This is a genomic window from Micromonospora sp. NPDC049203 (genome assembly GCF_043197215.1).
In the GTDB taxonomy this organism is placed as follows: Bacteria; Actinomycetota; Actinomycetes; order Mycobacteriales; family Micromonosporaceae; genus Micromonospora.
The window spans coordinates 97,634-114,468 of the sequence record NZ_JBICSV010000005.1 but is presented as its reverse complement, the minus strand read 5'-3'; the positions used below and the strand labels follow the sequence as shown (position 1 = coordinate 114,468).

13 protein-coding genes are annotated in these 16,835 nt (G+C 72.3%); 4 read left to right on the top strand and 9 right to left on the bottom strand.

Annotation, left to right across the window (positions count from 1 at the left end; translation table 11 throughout):
- Positions 1-46 precede the first annotated feature (46 nt).
- From ACGFIA_RS15830 to ACGFIA_RS15820, 3 genes are all read left to right on the top strand, one after another.
- Positions 47-259: a hypothetical protein gene (locus ACGFIA_RS15830; RefSeq protein WP_357384813.1), complete on the top strand. Its 213-nt coding sequence runs from the start codon at positions 47-49 to the stop codon at positions 257-259.
- Positions 260-455: 196 nt separating this feature from the next.
- A complete protein-coding gene (locus ACGFIA_RS15825) occupies positions 456-1,838 on the top strand; it encodes a glycoside hydrolase family 43 protein (RefSeq protein WP_393260553.1) in 1,383 nt (460 codons plus the stop codon).
- A 38-nt stretch (positions 1,839-1,876) separates the two neighbouring features.
- A complete protein-coding gene (locus ACGFIA_RS15820) occupies positions 1,877-4,630 on the top strand; it encodes a beta-L-arabinofuranosidase domain-containing protein (protein WP_393260550.1) in 2,754 nt (917 codons plus the stop codon).
- A gap of 68 nt (positions 4,631-4,698) precedes the next feature.
- Here ACGFIA_RS15820 and ACGFIA_RS15815 read toward each other — a convergent pair whose 3' ends face one another.
- The 5 genes from ACGFIA_RS15815 to ACGFIA_RS15795 form a co-directional block, all read right to left on the bottom strand.
- Positions 4,699-5,904: a hypothetical protein gene (locus ACGFIA_RS15815; RefSeq protein WP_357384807.1), complete on the bottom strand. Its 1,206-nt coding sequence runs from the start codon at positions 5,902-5,904 to the stop codon at positions 4,699-4,701.
- Positions 5,891-6,424 (bottom strand): SigE family RNA polymerase sigma factor, encoded by a 534-nt coding sequence (locus ACGFIA_RS15810; protein WP_357384805.1) that lies wholly within the window; start codon positions 6,422-6,424, stop codon positions 5,891-5,893. The genes ACGFIA_RS15815 and ACGFIA_RS15810 overlap by 14 nt, the downstream gene beginning before the upstream one ends.
- Before the next feature lie 97 nt (positions 6,425-6,521).
- A complete protein-coding gene (locus tag ACGFIA_RS15805; RefSeq protein ID WP_357384803.1) occupies positions 6,522-7,337 on the bottom strand; it encodes an endonuclease/exonuclease/phosphatase family protein in 816 nt (271 codons plus the stop codon).
- A gap of 123 nt (positions 7,338-7,460) precedes the next feature.
- A complete protein-coding gene (locus ACGFIA_RS15800; RefSeq protein WP_357472983.1) occupies positions 7,461-9,416 on the bottom strand; it encodes a translation factor GTPase family protein in 1,956 nt (651 codons plus the stop codon).
- A 107-nt stretch (positions 9,417-9,523) separates the two neighbouring features.
- Positions 9,524-10,567: a hypothetical protein gene (locus ACGFIA_RS15795; protein ID WP_357472980.1), complete on the bottom strand. Its 1,044-nt coding sequence runs from the start codon at positions 10,565-10,567 to the stop codon at positions 9,524-9,526.
- 66 nt (positions 10,568-10,633) lie between these two features.
- Between ACGFIA_RS15795 and ACGFIA_RS15790 the strand changes: the two genes are divergently transcribed.
- Entirely contained in the window at positions 10,634-11,215 is a 582-nt protein-coding gene (locus ACGFIA_RS15790; protein WP_357384796.1) for a TetR/AcrR family transcriptional regulator, read from the top strand.
- A gap of 9 nt (positions 11,216-11,224) precedes the next feature.
- On the opposite strand, the gene ACGFIA_RS15785 is transcribed toward ACGFIA_RS15790, so the two are convergent.
- From ACGFIA_RS15785 to ACGFIA_RS15770, 4 genes are read right to left on the bottom strand one after another with little or no spacing between them, the layout of a single operon-like run.
- Complete coding sequence (locus tag ACGFIA_RS15785; RefSeq protein ID WP_357472977.1) at positions 11,225-12,121, bottom strand: VTT domain-containing protein; 897 nt, start codon at positions 12,119-12,121, stop codon at positions 11,225-11,227.
- Between the two features lie 49 nt (positions 12,122-12,170).
- Positions 12,171-13,823: an RICIN domain-containing protein gene (locus tag ACGFIA_RS15780; protein ID WP_357472974.1), complete on the bottom strand. Its 1,653-nt coding sequence runs from the start codon at positions 13,821-13,823 to the stop codon at positions 12,171-12,173.
- A 56-nt stretch (positions 13,824-13,879) separates the two neighbouring features.
- Entirely contained in the window at positions 13,880-15,328 is a 1,449-nt protein-coding gene (locus tag ACGFIA_RS15775) for a family 43 glycosylhydrolase (RefSeq protein ID WP_357472971.1), read from the bottom strand.
- Between the two features lie 25 nt (positions 15,329-15,353).
- The gene (locus ACGFIA_RS15770) at positions 15,354-16,808 is read right to left on the bottom strand and encodes a family 43 glycosylhydrolase (protein ID WP_357384787.1); all 1,455 of its coding nucleotides are present in this window, start codon (positions 16,806-16,808) and stop codon (positions 15,354-15,356) included.
- Positions 16,809-16,835 lie beyond the last annotated feature (27 nt).

The window sequence follows — 16,835 nt, the reverse complement described above, 5'->3', positions numbered from 1 at the left end:
GCGCGCCTAGCGTTGGTGGCAGACGAGATCGCCCGAGGAGGCAGCCGTGAACGAGCTGGACCGTACCGCCGAGAACACCGCCGCGACGACGCCCGTCACCCGGATGCGCCCGCTGCTGTGGCTGGTGCTCATCGTCAGCGTGGCGGCGAACGTGACGCTGTCGAGCCTGCTGGACAACCCGTGGGCCGGCTCGGCCTTCGGCGCGCTGGCGCTGGCGTCCGGCGTGGCCCTGGCCATGAACCACTACCGCAACCGCTGATCCTCACCCGGCCGCGACGCCGGGAGGAGGGTGACAGCGCAGGGCGGGCCGCGTCGCGGCCCGCCCTGCGGCGTTACCGGCGCCGAACGGCGAGCGCTAACGAATTCATTGACATCAAGCTATGTGAACGCCAGGCTAAGGGACGTTGTTAGCGTTAACGCGGCCGTCATCTCCACCACAGAGAAAGGCCACCGTCGTGCCCCTGACCCGACGTGCGTTCACGGTCGGCGCCCTGTCCGCCGCTGCCACCGCCACCGGCGCGCTCAGCCTGCCGCGCGGCGCGCTCGCGGCCGCGAACACCGCCTACGCGATGGCCTACTTCACCGAGACGCCGAACGGCCTCGGCGCCGACTACGGCCTGCACCTGGCCGTCAGCCGGGACGGGCTGAACTGGACGCCGCTGAACCAGAACAACCCGGTGGTCACCCCGACCGCCGGTCAGCTCGGTCTGCGCGACCCGTTCGTGCTGCGCCGCACCGACGGCACGTTCGTGGTGCTGGCCACCGACCTCAAGGGCACCAACTGGGGGCTGACCAGCCAGTACCTGCACGTGTGGGACTCGGCCGACCTGACCGCGTTCACCGGCTACCGGCGCATCCGGATGCACACGCTCGACACCCACACGTGGGCGCCGACCGCGTTCTGGGACGCCGCCCGGGGCCAGTACGCCATCGTCTACTCCGCGAACAACGGCCGGGACGTGTTCCTGGTCAACTACACAAACGACTTCCGCACCGTCAGCGCCCCGCAGGTCTACTTCAGCCCGAATTTCGGGGTGCTCGACGGCGACGTGGTGGTCGACGGCGCCACCACGTACCTCTACTACAAGAACCTCAACGACGGATACCTCTACGGCGCCCGCTCCACCACCGCCGCGCCGAACAGCTTCACCACGTACACCAGCGGGCTGCGGCAGGGCAACGCGATCGAGGCGCCGCTGCTGCTGCGTACGAACGAGGGTGGCTGGCGGCTGTGGGGCGACTCGTTCAGCCCGGTCAACAACGACTACTACGCCTGGTCCACGACGACCATCTCCGGCAACTCGTGGACGCCGCTGAACCAGCGCGACTACACCCCGCCGCTGAACTCCAAGCACGGCTCGATGATCGGCATCACCGATGCCGAGTACGCCGGGCTGGTCAACCGCTGGGGCACGCCCAACTGGGTGCGGCTCAAGTCGTCGAACCTGCCCGACCGCTACGTCCGGCACGCCGACCGGGTCGCCCGCGTCGACGCGTACCCGTTCGACCCGTACCAGGACCAGATGTGGCGCATGGTCCCCGGCCTGGCCGACTCCGCCGGCGTCTCGTTCGAGTCGGTCAACTATCCCGGCAACTACCTGCGGCACTACGACTACGCGGTCCGGCTGGACCCGAACGACGGCACCGCCACGTTCCGCGCCGACGCCACCTTCCACCGCACCGCCGGGCTGGTCGACGCCGCCTGGTCGTCGTTCCGCTCGCACAACTTCCCCACCCGCTACCTGCGGCACTACGACTACCGGCTGCGCATCGACCCGCTCGGCGCCGGCTCCCCCGCGATCGACCGGCAGGACGCCACCTTCCGGGTCACCGCGTAACCGTCCCACCACCACCGTCCCCGCCACGGAGGCCGTCCATGCCCGCTCCCCTGGTGAACCGCCGCTTCCTGCTCCGCGCCACCGGCGCCACCGCCGTCGCGGCCACCGCCGGCGCCGCCGCCGGATCCGTCCTCTCCGGGGGTACGGCGCGCGCCGCGCTGCCGCCGGCCCGCCCCGACATCGGCGTCTCCGCGTACGCGTTCGACAGCGGCCAGGTACGGCTGACCGCCGGCCGCTGGCAGGACAACCAGAACCGTACTGTCGCCTACCTGCGCTTCGTCGACGTGAACCGGCTGCTCTACAACTTCCGGGCCAACCACCGTCTCTCCACCGGCGGCGCCGCCGCCAACGGCGGGTGGGACGCGCCGAACTTCCCGTTCCGCACCCACATGCAGGGGCACTTCCTGACCGCCTGGGCGCAGGCGTGGGCGGTGCTCGGCGACACCACCTGCCGGGACAAGGCGCTCACCATGGTCGCCGAGCTGGCCCGCTGCCAGGCAAACAACGGCGCGGCCGGCTTCGGCGCCGGCTACCTGTCCGGCTTCCCGGAGTCCGACTTCACCGCGCTGGAGGCCCGGACGCTCAGCAACGGCAACGTCCCCTACTACTGCATCCACAAGACGCTGGCCGGGCTGCTCGACGTGTGGCGGCTGATCGGCAGCACCCAGGCCCGGGACGTGCTGCTGGCGCTGGCCGGGTGGGTCGACCAGCGCACCGGCCGGCTCACCTCGGCGCAGACGCAGGCCATGCTCGGCACCGAGTTCGGCGGCATGAACGCGGTGCTCACCGACCTCTACCAGCAGACCGGCGACGGGCGGTGGCTCACCGTCGCGCAGCGGTTCGACCACGCCGCCGTGTTCAATCCACTCGCCGCCAACTCCGACCAGCTCAACGGCTTGCACGCGAACACGCAGGTGCCCAAGTGGATCGGCGCGGCCCGGGAGTACAAGGCCACCGGCGTCACCCGCTACCGGGACATCGCCGCGAACGCGTGGGCCATCACGGTCGGCGCCCACACGTACGCCATCGGCGGCAACAGCCAGGCCGAGCACTTCCGCGCACCGAACGCGATCGCCGGCTACCTGCGCAACGACACCTGCGAGGCGTGCAACACGTACAACATGCTCAAGCTGACCCGGGAGCTGTGGCAGCTCGACCCGGAGCGGGTCGCGTACGCCGACTTCTACGAGCGCGCGCTGCTCAACCACATGATCGGCCAGCAGAACCCGGCCGACGCGCACGGCCACGTCACCTACTTCACCCCGCTCAACCCGGGCGGGCGGCGCGGCGTCGGCCCGGCGTGGGGCGGTGGAACGTGGAGCACCGACTACAACTCCTTCTGGTGCTGCCAGGGCACCGGGCTGGAGACCAACACGACGCTGGCGGACGCGATCTACTTCCACAACGGCACCACGCTGACCGTCAACCTGTTCGTCCCGTCGGTGCTCACCTGGAGCCAGCGCGGCATCACCGTCACGCAGGCCACCTCGTACCCGGTCGGCGACACCACGACGCTCACCGTCACCGGCTCGGTGGCCGGTTCGTGGACGATGCGGATCCGGATCCCGGCGTGGACCAGCGGCGCGAGCGTCAGCGTCAACGGCGTCGCGGCGGGCATCGCCACCACGCCCGGCACCTACGCCGTCCTGACCCGCGCCTGGACCTCCGGCGACACGGTCACGGTCCGGCTGCCCATGCGGGTGGCCACCGTCGCCGCCAACGACGACGCGGCGGTCCAGGCCGTCACGTACGGGCCGGTGGTGCTCTCCGGCAACTACGGCAACACCGCGTTGAGTGCCCTGCCGACGCTGGACCCCGCCTCGGTCACCCGCACCGGCACGGGCAGTCTCGCGTTCACCGCCCGGGCCGACGGCGCCACCGTCAACCTCGGCCCGTTCTACGACGCCCACGGGCACAACTACACGGTCTACTGGCGGGTCGGCGCGGGCGGTGGCGGCGGTGAGGCGAGCTTCCGGCTGGCGAACGCGGCGAGCGGGCTGGTGCTCGGCATCCAGAACATGTCCACCGCCGACGGCGGGCTCGCCCTGCAGTGGGGTGACACCGGCACCGCCGACCACGACTGGCAGCTCGTGGTCGACGGGTCGGCGCTGCGGCTGCGCAACGTCAACAGCGGCAAGGTGCTGGGCGTGGAGAACATGTCCACGGCCGACGGCGCCCGGATCCTCCAGTGGGCGGACAACGGCACCGCCGACCATCTGTGGACGGTGGTCGACGTCGGCGACGGCAGCCACAAGCTGCGCAACGTACACACCGGCAAGCTGCTCGGCATCTCCGGCGGCTCGACCGCGCAGGGCGCCTTCGCCGTGCAGGACCCGGACAACGGCAGCCCGGACAACCAGTGGCGGTTCCTGCCCAACGGGGCGCGGCGCATCCAGAACCTCGGCAGCGGGCTGGTGCTCGGCGTGCAGGACATGTCGACCGCCGACGGCGGGCCGGTCATCCAGTGGGGCGACACCGGCACCGCCGACCACCTCTGGACCGCCCTGGTGGACACCGGCGGCTACCTGCGACTGCGCAACGGCAACAGCGGCAAGGTGCTGGGCGTCGAGGGCGGTTCGAGCGCGGCCGGCGCCCGGATCGTCCAGTGGGCCGACAACGGCACCGCCGACCACAGGTGGCGGCTGCGGTACGTCGGAGGAGGCTGGTTCCGGATCCAGTGCGCGAACGGGGGCCGGGTGCTCGGCCTGAGCGGCGGCTCCGGCGCCCAGGGCGCGCAGGCGGTCCTCGCCGACGACACCGGGGCCGCGCACCAGCGCTGGCGGTTCCTGTAGATCCCGTGGTGACGGTGGGAGCGGGCTGGCCGCTTCCACCGTCACCGGGTCGTTCGGGGCTCAGGGGGTCAGGGGATCAGGGCGTCCACGGCGGGCGTCCAGGTCGCCTCGTCCCGCACGTCGTCGGCGACGGTGATCCCCTGGGCGATCTTCAGCAGCTCGGCCTGGGGCAGCCGGCTGCCGAGGGTCTGGGAGCTGACCTGGACGACGACTGTGCCGTCAGCGCTCCAGATGTTGCAGAACCCGCCTCTGCGGGCCGGCCCCGGATAGCACCTCGCCGCACCGGGCTCCGGTGACTGGTTGGAGTTGCGGCTCGGCGTGACGAAGATGTGGAACCCGTCCCTGATCGTGCCTTCGCCCGAGTCGAACGGTGCGGTCAGGCCGGTGGTGGGCAGGGCCGGCCTGGTGTACGTCGCGCCGCCGTAGTCACCGCCACGGGCGGTGGCGATGCCACTCAGGCCGGGCATGGCGTGCGTGCCGACCTGCAACGGCACGTAGCCCTTCGGCACGTAGCCCACTGTGAACGGCAGCGGAGCCGGCGTCGGCCCGGCCGGCTTCAGGCCCGCGACCAGGCCGGTCAGGTCCCCGAAGCTCGGCGTCGCCGGGTCGTCGGAGATCGACGTCACGGCCGCCCAGGCGTTGTGGGCGTACTGCCAGGCGAACAGCTTGTTGCCCGGCTCCAGCGGCTGACTCGGGTCGAGGGCGTACGGCAGCGTCGCCCGCACCGCCTTGCGCCCGGCCACCGTGATGTTCCGCCCGTGCTTGATCGCCGCCGGATCGAAGGCGCCGGGCCGATAGACGGTCAGGTAGGCCCAGAGCGACGGCTTCGCCCCGGCGGCCGCCCTCTCGTGCTGCTCCCACGACTCCGCCTCTTCCGCGCTGACGGGCTTGTCGTTCGAGGTGTGCCGGTCGGAGTAGACGGGGGCGATCTGGTACGCGGTCGACACGACTATCGGATCCTGCACGTGCAGCGTGCCCGCGTCGTACCCGGTGAAGGTGAAGGTGAACGGCGAGGCGTCAGGCCAGGGGCTGGCGCCCGGACGCGGCGCCCCGGACACCGCCGAGGTCTCCCCGGCGTCGCGCCTCGCCCCCAGGATCGGCACGGTGATCGCGCCGGCGACCGCCACCGCGACGAGGGCCGCCGCGCCGGCTGTCGCGAACCGGGTCCGGCGGCGCCGTTCGGCGTGCCGTCCGGCCGCGACGATGTCGTCGACGGTACGGCCCATCGGCGGCTCGTCGGCGGTCACGGTGTCCACCAGCTCACGCAACTGCATTCGTCCACTCCCCTATCGGCTTGCCGGTGAGATCGAGGTGTTCGCCGCCCAGTGACTCGCGCAGCTTCGCCAGCCCTCGGGAGACCTGGCTCTTGGCCGTGCCGACAGTGCAGTCGAGCACGGCGGCGGTGTCCTCCAGGCTCAGATCCAGGTAGTGCCGCAGCACCACGGCGGCCCGCTGCCGCGCCGGCACGGCTTCGAGCGCGACCTGCAGGCGCATCCGCTCGTCGGTCGTCGCCGCCGTGTCCCGCACCGTGACGTCCGGCACGGCGTCGCCGGCCGACCGCTCGCGCCGCCAGGGCCGGCGCGTCTCGTCGACCGCGGCCCGGTAGACCATGGTCTTGACGTAGAGATCGGGCCGCTCCAGCTTCGGCCAGCGCGGATAGAGCTTGACCAGCGCGTTGGCCACGGCGTCCTCCGCGGCGTGCCAGTCGCCGCAGGTCATGTACGCCAGCTTGCGCAGCGACGCCATCTGCGACGTCACGAACTCGCGGAACGCCTGCTCGTCTTCGGCTCTCAACTGACTGCCTCCTCATGACGGAGGTAGAACGCACAGACCCACCCGAGACGTTGCACGCGCGGCCCACCCGATTGCGCCGCGCCCGCGCCGGTCCCGGTCAGTACCGTCCCGGCGGCGGCGCTGACCACGAGCGGATCATGGTCGCCAGCAGCGCCGGATGGTCTGTCGTCCCGCGCATGTCCACCGCGCGCCGGCAGCAGATCGTCACGCCGGTGGACGCCAGGATCTGCTGCCGGGCACCGTCGTCGATGCGCCGGTATCCCACCGGCACGCACGAGCGCACGTCCGGCACGCCACCGGCGCGCAGGTTGAGGTCGCCGCCGAGGACGGTCGGCGCGTTCCCGTCGCCCCGGGTCTGCGGCACCACCGCGCCGAGCAACTGACCGCACTGGGCCAGCGCCACCTGGCCGCTGGTGTTCGCCAGGTGCGTGGTGCAGGCGTGCAGCCCGTCGGCCCGGACACAGAGCCAGACCCGCTCCTCCGGGTCGGCGAGGTCCTGCGCCGGATAGGTTCCCCGGTGCACCGACGACCGCGCGTCCCGGCCGTCGAGGCGGGTCAGCAGACCGATCCCGTACGGCTCGCCGTTGTCGCACCGGGTGGGCCCCCGGGAGGGGCGGTCACCGGCGGCCTGGAACGCGGACACCACGGTGCCGCCGGTACGGGCGGCCCGCAGCGTACGCCCCAGCGTCACCACGTCGTCGCGGCAGATCTCGTTGAGCGTGACCACGTCGGGCGCCTCGGCGGCGATCACGTCGGCGGCCTGACGGACGGCCCGGCCGGTGTAGCAGCCGGCCCGCCCGCTGTTGCACAGGTTCATCTGGAGCACCCGCAGCGTTCCCGGACCGGTGGTGCCGGCGCTCGACGACCCGGCGGGCAGCCCGGCCACGACGAGCAGGCACACCACGGCCAGCACCCGGCGGACACGCCGGGTCGGACGGGTGGCCGGCTGCGCTGACAGCGGGGCTCCAACGGGTACGGGCGGCGGCGGGCGCCGGTGATCCTATCGCCGTGACGTGCCAGTCGCCGCCCGGCCGGCCTACCTCGGCACGGCCCGGAACCACGCCTCCCGGTCGTCCGGGTCGGGCCCGCGCCGGTGCAGCGTCGGCGGCTCCTCACCGGTGACCGGCGCGTAGTGGTCGAAGGTGGTGGTCAGGACCGCCTCGCCGCCGGTGAGATCGGGCAGGGCGGCGACCACCCGCGGCACCCGGGCGGACGGCAGGGTGCCGCTCACCTCCAGGTAGCCGCCCGCGACGGCGGTGTCGTGGACGACCGCGCCGAGCCGGCCGAGCAGCGCCAGCACCGTCTCCACCGCGTGCCGGGGCAGGTTGACGTCGAACCGTTCGATCGGCTGGCACACCCGCGTCCCGGCCTGCCGCAGCGCGGCGGCGACCACGACCGGGGCGAGGTTGCGGAAGTCCGCCGCCACCGTCGAGATGGACTTGTCGAACTTCTGGTGCGGGCGGCTCTGCCGGGGCCAGTACCGCGACGCCGTCATGGTGACGGTGCAGTCGGTGACCGGCCAGCCGTGCCGGCCCTGCCGTAGCGCCGCCCGTACGCCCTCCTCGGTGGCGGCGACGAACGCCGGGGGCAGCCGGCCCGGTTCGATCCCGGGCCGGAACCCGATGCCGTGCCCGGCCGGTGCGGCCTCGATGCGCAACCCCAGCCCGGCCAGGTACGGGTTGCCGCGTTCCCGTACCCGCTCCTCGGCGGTGCCGGTGCCGGCGACCCGTTCGACGCAGGCGGTGAGCGTGCCGGAGAACCGCACCCGGACGCCGTACCGCTCCTCCATCAGGGCCGCGAGAACCTCCTTCTGGACCTCGCCGTGCAGACGGATCACCGCCTCCGCCTGCTGCTCGTCGAGGCGCAGGTCCACCAGCGGGTCCTCGTCGGCCAACTCGGCCAGGCCGGCGAACATCGCGAGGCGCTGCCCCGGGTCGACCGGTTCGACGACCGCCTGGCGGGTCGGCGGCGGGAACCGGTAGCCGTGCCGCCGGGGCGGGTCGCCGATGTGCTGGCCGATCCGGGCCGACACCCCGCGTACCGCCGCGATCTGCCCGGCGGAGACCGTCCGGCGCACCAGCACGCCCGCGGGTTCGATGACGGCGATCTCGGTCACCGGCTGCGGACGACCGCCGTCGAGCCGCACCCGGTCCCGCACACGCAGATGCCCGGACCACAGTCGCAACCAGACGCGCCGGCCGTGCCCGTCCCGGTCGACGGCGAAGACGGTGCCCGCAGGCGGACCGTCCCGTGCCTCGCCGTACGGCAGCAGGCCGGCCAGGACGTCGCACAACGCGCGTACCCCGGCGCCGGTGATCGCCGAGCCGCACACCGCCGGGACCAGGTCGGCGCGGCGCACCGCGCGCCGGATCGCCCGCCTGACGTCGCGGACGCGGACCGGCCGGTCGGTCAGCCAGCGCGCCGCCACCGCGTCGTCGACCTCCGCCACCTCCGCCACCACCGGTTCGGCGTCGAGGCCGACCGCCCGTACCCGGGCCTCGCGTGTGCCCTGGCCGGTGACGGTGGTGAGCGGGACCGGCCGCGCGCCGAGCCGCTGCCGCACCTGGGCCGTCGCCCGGTCCACGTCGGCGCCGCCGCGGTCGACCTTGTTGAAGAAGAACACGGTCGGTACGCCGATACGGCGCAGCGCCCGCCAGATCGCGACGGTCTGCGGCTGGACGCCCTCCACGCTCGACACCACGAGCACGGCGGCGTCGAGTACGGTCAGCGACCGCTCGACCTCCGCGATGAAGTCGGGGTGGCCGGGCGTGTCCAGCAGGTTGACGCGCAGATCACCGACGGCGATCGACGTGACAGCCGCCCGGATGGTGATGCCACGGCGGCGTTCCAGCTCCATCGAGTCGGTCCGCGTCGTGCCGGCGTCGACGCTGCCCGGCTCGGCCACGGCGCCCGCCTCGTAGAGCAGGCGTTCGGTCAGGCTGGTCTTTCCGGCGTCAACATGGGCGACGATCCCGAGGTTCAACAGGGCCAAGGCGGAGCTCCACGGTAGGACGGTCAGGGGTCCGAAGCGTGGAAGCTGCTCGCATTGTCTCTCCTGGTCCTTGTCGTGGTGGCGGCGCTCGCCGCCGGTGTGCAGTCCTACCTTGCCCGCCCGTCGCGATCGTCACCACCGAATTCGGTCCGGCTCAGCGCACGGACGCGGCCGTACTCGGCCAGGGCGTGGAAGGCGGCCTTGGGCGTCCACGAGCCGTCCGGCAGCACGCGCACGATCCCCCGTGACGCCAGGTCGTAGTCGTGCTCGGGGTCGCGGGTGGTCGGCAGGTGCCGGTTCGCGAACGTGTACACGAACGCCGCCTCCACCCCGCCGGCCTCGTAGTCGCGCAGCAGGTCGACGATGTAGCGCGCCTGGCCCTCCTCGTCGCGCTCCAGCTTCGCGGTGAGCTTCGCCGCACGGCCGCGCTCGTCGTAGACCACCGGCTCGGTCGCGCCCGCGACGTCGGCCGCGCCGCGGAACGTGCAGCAGCCGAACTCGGTCGCCGCGTACGGCTTGCCCTGTCCCACGGCAGCCGCCAGGGACTGCGGGAACGCCGCGGAGTTGGTCGCGTCGCGGTAGCCGGCGTCGCTGGCGATGATGTCGAACGCCGCCCAGTCGACGTCCTCCAGCGGAATCGAGGCGTATCCGACGGGGCCGCCGAAGCGCTCCCGCACCGCGGGTACCGCTTCGGCGAGGAAGTCGCGCACCGCGGCCCGGGCGGCCGGGACCGCCTCCCGCATGCGCATCGGGTCGGTGAAAAGCGCCATGCGCTCGGTCAGGTCACGGCCGGGCAGGAAACCGTCGGTGAACATGGAGATCTCGGAACCGGTGAGATAGACGACCGGTGCGCCGTCACTTCGCAGCCGCTCGGCCCGCTCGGCGCCGTCGAGCAGGAACGCCATGAGGCCGTCGCGGTCCAGGCCGTTGGTGAACGGGCAGTACCACACCTCGAGCCCTGCCTCGGCCGCCAGCCGCGCGGTCAGCTCCAGCCGGTCCTGCACGCCGCCGGTGACGCGGATCGCGTCGCACCGCAGCTCGTCGCGGATGACACGCAGGTCGCTCCGCACGATGCCGGGGTCGAACGGCTCGTGGGTGGTGGACCCGGCGCTCACGAAGCCGGTGTCGTAGTTCATGCCGAAGACGCGCATCGCTCACTCCCCGCCTGCATAAGGTACGCGTCGTACCCTATAAGGTACGACGCGTACCCTGCAAGCATGAGCAGGAGGCGACGGGGCGAGGAGCTGGAACAGGCGATCCTGCGGGCCGCGGCGGAGGAACTACGCGAGTCCGGCTACGCGGGGATGACGATGGACGGGGTCGCCGCGCGAGCCGGGACCAACAAGAACGCCATCTACCGCCGATGGCCGCACCGGGCGGCGCTGGGCATCGCGGCGTACCGCCACCTGTCCGACGACGCCATGCCGAACCCGGACACGGGCACGCTGCGAGGCGACGCGCTGGAGATGCTCCGGCTCGCAAACGAGACGTGGTCGTCGCCGCACGGGGCCGTCCTGCGCGGCCTGCTCGCCGCCGCGGCCGAGGATCCGGAGCTGCTCACGCTCATGCGAGAACGATCCGGCGCCGACACCATGGACCGCGCGTGGATCGGGATGCTGGAACGGGCCGCCGCCCGGGGCGAGGCGCCGGCGGCGGCAGTCCGTCACCGGGTGGCGACGGTACCGATGATGCTGCTGCGCGCCGAGTACGCGATGCGCGGCGTCCCGTCCGTCCCCGACGAGGTGCTGGTCGAGATCGTGGACGAGGTGTTCCTGCCCCTGGTACGTGGTCGCGGCTGACGCCACCGTTCAGCGGTGGGCCGCCCGGCGCCGGATCCGCCAGACCCGCAGCGCCACGACGACACCGATCACGGCCAGCAGGGCCCACTCCCCGATGCCCAGTTCCCGCTCCAGATAGCGGTAGGAGGCGGCGCCCAGGTAGCCCAGCAACGCCACGGCCGTCGCCCACACCAGCCCGCCGGCCAGGTTCGCCCGGAGGAACACCGGCCACCGCATCCCACCGGTGCCGGCCACCAGGGGGACCACGGCGCGCAGCACCGCCACCCAGCGTCCGACGAGCACCGCCCACGCCCCGCGCCGGGCGACCAGGCGGCGGGCCCGCGCGATGTCGAGGCGCCGTCGCAGCACCCGTGGAGCGCGGGCGAGCACACCCGGGCCGTAGCGGCGGCCGAGGGCGTACCCGGCCTGGTCACCGAGGCAGGCCCCGGCCGTCCCGGCGGCCACCACCGCCCACAGCGGCAGCGCGCCACCGTGGGCCACCAGCCCGCCGATCAGGATCGCCGTCTCACCCGGCACGACGAGCCCGAGCAGCGTCGAGGACTCCAGCGCCGGCAGGACGAACACCAGCGTCAGGACGAGGACCGGCGGCAGCCCGACGAGCGTCTGCAGAACCTTGTCCACCACCAGCTGATTGTCGCCCCCCACGGGTTCACCGGTGGCGAACAGCCGGCGGCGCCGGGCCGGATGTCGTCGACGAGCCGGACCGAGGGCCGGGGCTGGCCACCTCGTACCGACCGGGACGGGAGGCTGCACGGGCCGGACCGGGAACCGCACCCCGGTGAGGTCCTCGGACATGACCCAGAGCCGCGGGTGGCCCTTCACCTCGTAGCGTCCGCCGGGGCCGTAGTACTGGCCGCCGAGCACGGCGGGGTCGGTGGCGGCGCGCAGGGTCGGCAGCGCGCCCATCGCCGGGGTCTGGGTGATCAGCGGGGTGAGCCAGGTGAGCGGGAGCCCGTCAGCACCAGGTCAGCGTCGAGTTGACTCGCGTGACGTTGCTGATCGTGTTGTTCGCGCCGCCGCACGGGTTCTGGGTGATGTTCGTGTTGGTGACCGTCAGGTTCTGGAAGCGGATACCGGAGGAGATCGGGAACTCGGTCCGCGACGCGATCCGCACCTCGCCGCCGCCGGTCACCGTGCCGGACACCCCGGCGATCGTGACGTTGTAGCAGTTCTCCACGAGGATCGAGTTGTTGCCGGTGTTGGAGATGGTCACCCGGTCGATGACCGCGCCGCCGGACTCCGACACGCAGAAGATCCCCCGGCCACCGCCGGACGCGATCACCGTGCCGACCCGGATGTTCGTCGGGTACGAGCTGCCGATCCGGCCGTTGCGGTTGGCCATCCGGAACGCCGCGTAGCCGGTCCCGGTGCCCGCGCCCTGCGCGTCGACGGTGCCCACAGTGGCGTTGATCGTGTCGTTGAGCAGCAGACCGGAGTAGCCGGTGTTGCGCGCGGTGACGGTGCCGATGGTCAGGCCGTCCACACCGTACGTCTCCACGCCGTGCGCGCCCGTTCCGGACACGTACACGGTGTCGATGCGCACGTTGCGCACCTTGACCGCCCGGTCGCCGCCGTGGTTGTCGATCCGGATCCCCAGGCCGCCGGACAGCCGCATGTCGATCTGTCCGAGCGTCAGGTTGTTCACGTTGCGCATGAAGATCCCGTACAGCGGCGCCCCGGTGAGGGTCAGGTTCTGCACCTCGACGTCGGTGGTCCCGCGCGAGTAGACGGGCGCGTAGTCGCCCGACCCCGAGCCGGTCACGTTTATCGTGCCGCAGACCGCGAGCGTCGTGTACGACGGCAGCGACAGCCGCGACCCCGCGCTCATCGATCCGGATCCGCGCACCACCACCCGCTGCTTCGCGGTCCGCCCGGCGGAGAGGGAGTTCACCGCGGCCTGCGCCGCCGCCAGCATGTCCGAGCCCGAGTACACGGTCGACGATCCGTTGCGGGCCGTCCAGGTGCCGCCGCTCAGCACGGCCTCGGCCTGGTAGGCACCGCTGCCACACCCGGTGGACGGCGGCGGCGTGGTCGGCGTGCCGCCGGTGCCCACCCGGACCATCTGCCACTGCTGGTTGGTGCCGTTGAGATCGGTGTACTGACTGACCCGGGCACCGTCGGCTGTCGACCTCTCCCAGACCTCCAGGGCCTTGCCGGAGTGCCTGTTGATCAGACGGACGTAGCTGCCGTCCGAGTCGAGGACCTGGAACTGCTGGTTCGTGCCGTTGAGGTCGGGCCACTGCCGGTACTCCGCGCCGTCGGCGACGTTCCACTCCCACAGGTCCACCACCTTGCCGCTGTGGCGGGCCCGCAGGCGGTAGTAGCCGCTGCCGGAGGAGACGAACTGGAACTGCTGCCACTCGCCGTCGTTGCGGGACCACTGCTGGATGGCCGCGCCGTCGCTGGTCGAGGTGTCCCGGACGTCGAGCACCTTGCCGCTGTTGCGGTTCACCAGCACGTACCAGGCGCTGGTGTCGACGGTGGCCGCCTGCGCCGGCGGCGCGGCCACCACGGCGACGCCGATCACTGCGGCCAGTGCGGCCACCAGGGCCAGCACCAGGCCGGCGGGCCGGCCGCGGTGCGGTGCCGTCACTGCGGGGTTGAGCATCGTTCGACCTCCGGGAAAGGGGTACGCCGAGGGCGGCGTCAGCGGTTCCGGGGCGCCTACTCCAGGTGGAAAGTGGCCGCCGCCCGGTCGGCGCTCGTACCCACCGTCTCGAGCTGGAGCAGTCCGTCCCGGTGGCGGACGTACCGGCCGGGATAGTTCTGCGATTCCAGCGACAGCCCGTCGGCCGAGGCAAGGCCGGTGCGGCGCTGGAAGCTCGCGTCGCCGTCGAACAGGGCCGAGCCGTCGTCGCGTTCGACGTAGAGGGCGAAGGCCCGGTGCCGCAGGTAGTAGCCGGGGAAGTTCGTCGACTCCAGCGACACCGATCCGGCGCCGGCGAGGCCGGGGACGACACGGAACTGCGAGTCGGCGAGGTTGCTGACGTTCGGCTCGACCCGGGCCCGGTAGTCGTAGTGCCGGACGTAGCTCGTGGTCAGGTCGTGCGAGCGCAGCCGGACCGGGGTGGCCCCGTCCGGTACGGGGACGCCGAAGTTCGGGGTGCCGTCGGCGTTCCAGTACAGCTTCTGGATCCGGGTCCGCCGGTTCGGGTCGTTGAGCGGGTCACCGCTGATGTCCCGGTAGTCGCGGTCGTGGTAGACCAGGATGTCGCTCTGCCCGTCCTCGGAGACGGTGAAGGAGTTGTGGCCGGGGCCGTACTGGCCGGTGGCGGCGTTGCTGGCGAACACGGGGACCGGGCTCTTGCTCCAGGCGGCGGGGTCGAGCAGGTTCGCGCGGGCCGACGCGGTGAGCATGCCGAGGCAGTAGTTCGCGTCGGTGGCGCTGGCCGAGTACGTGAGGAAGACCCGGCCGTTGCGCTGGATCACCGTCGGTCCCTCGGCGACGCGGTAGCCGCGGGTCTCCCAGTCGTACGCCGGCACGACCAGCCGGGCGACCGGACCGGTGATCTGCCACGGTTCGGGGCCCATCCGGGCCAGGTAGACGTTGGAGTTGGTGGTGATGCCCGGTTCCTGCTGGGCCCAGGTCAGGTAGCGCACCCCGTTCACCACGAAGGTCGAGGCGTCGAGGCTGAACGTGTCCCACGGCGTGGTGATCCGGCCGCGTTCGGTCCACGAGCCGGTCAGCGGGTTCGCGCTCGCGTTCTCCAGCACGTACATCCGGATCCGCCACACGTCGTCGGTCCGCCCGGCGGCGAAGTAGACGTACCATCTGCCGTTGATGAAGTGGATCTCCGGGGCCCAGATGTGGGCGCCCATCTCGCCGCTGGTGTGCCGGCGCCAGATCGTCGTCTCGGTGGCGGTGGCGAGCCCTTGGAGGGTGGTGGCCCGCCGGAGCACGATCCGGTCGTACTGCGGCACCGTCGCGGTCATGTAGTAGTAGCCGTCGGTGTGCCGGACGATGTGCGGGTCGGCCCGCTGGTTCACCAGCGGGTTGGTGTAGCTCACCGCGGGCGCGGCCGACGCGGGGCCGGGCACGGCGAGGCCGGCTGAGGTGGTGAGCAGCGCGAGCGCCGCGGCCAGGATCGGGCGGAGTAGGTGCCGAGGCGACATGCGCGCCCTCCCAGGTAGCCGGAGATCAGTACACGTAGGGCCAGGCAGCGGCGTCGTAGCCGATGCGGTTGACGCCGAGCAGTGACGCGCCGTTGTCGGCGTAGTAGTGGTAGAAGAGGACGTCGCCGTCGGTGTCGGCGAGGACCGCCTGGTGGCCGGGGCCGTGCACGCTGCCGTGCGACGCCAGGATCTGCGTGCCGCCCCCGGCCAGCATGTCCCGGCCCGCGCGGTCCACGAACGGCCCGGTGGGGCTCGCCGAACGACCGACCATGATCCGGTACGTGCTGGCGGCGCCCTGGCAGCAGCGGTCGAACGAGACGTACAGGTAGTACCAGGCACCGCGCTTGACCAGGACGGGCGCTTCGATGCCGGGGCCGTAGTTCGCGAGCGCGTAGACGGCGGTGCCGAGCCGGCGTCCGCTGGCCGGGTCGATCGGGATCATCTTGATGCCGGACCAGAACGAGCCGAAGGTGAGCCACCAGCGGCCCTGGTCGTCGACGGTGAGGTTCGGGTCGATGGCGTTGACGTCGTCAGTGGTCCGCGACTCGACGACCAGCCCTTCGTGGGTCCAGCTCCCGGCGTTCCCGGTGGTGCTGGTGGCGAGGAAGATCGCCGAGCGGTTGGAGCCGAACGTCGACGCCGAGTAGTACAGGTAGTAGCGCCCGTTGCGGTACGACAGGTCCGGCGCCCACAGGTTGCGCGCTCCCCCGGTGTACGTGGTGGTCCACGGCGCGCCACCGGGGAAGGCGGCGCCGGCGTTGCGGAAGGCGATCCGGTCGGTGGACGTCTTCAGCGTGATGCCGTCACCGGTGTGCGCGACGACGTAGGTGCCGTCGGGCCGCTTGACCACAGTGGGGTCGTGGACGCCGATGTCCCCGGTCACCCGGCCGGGCTGCGGGTAGGCCGGTGCCGGGGTGGTCGGCGCGGGCGTGGTCGGCGTGCCACCGCCCAGCCGGATCAGTTGCCACTGCTGGTTTGCGCCGTCCAGATCGGCGTAACCGGCCAGCCGCCCACCGTCCGCGGTCGACCACTCCCAGACGTCGACGACCTTGCCCCACTGCCGGTTCACGAACCGCACGAACCCGCCCGCGGAGTCCCGCAACCGGAACTGCTGCGTGGCCGACGACCGGTCGGTGCTCTGCACGAGCTGGGTGCCGTCGCCACCGTCCGGCAACTCCAGCACCTTCCCGCTGTGCCGGGACCGCACCTTGTAGAACCCGCCGCCGACGTCCACGAACTGCCACTGCTGCACCGCGAGGTCGTTGCGCGTCCACTGGTTCACCGGCGCGTTCTCCGCCGTCGACCAGTCGTACAGGTCCATCGCCTTGCCGCTGTGCCGGTTCACGACCACGTACGACGCGGACGTGTCCACTGTCGCCGCCGACGCCGGTGGCATCCCGGCCACCACCCCCGCGGCGAGGAGCAGCGCCGCCGAGGCCAGGGCCGCCGCCGTACGCGTCCTCCGAGCGGTCCCTGTCACGGAAACCTCCTGCGCGTGGTCGCCTCC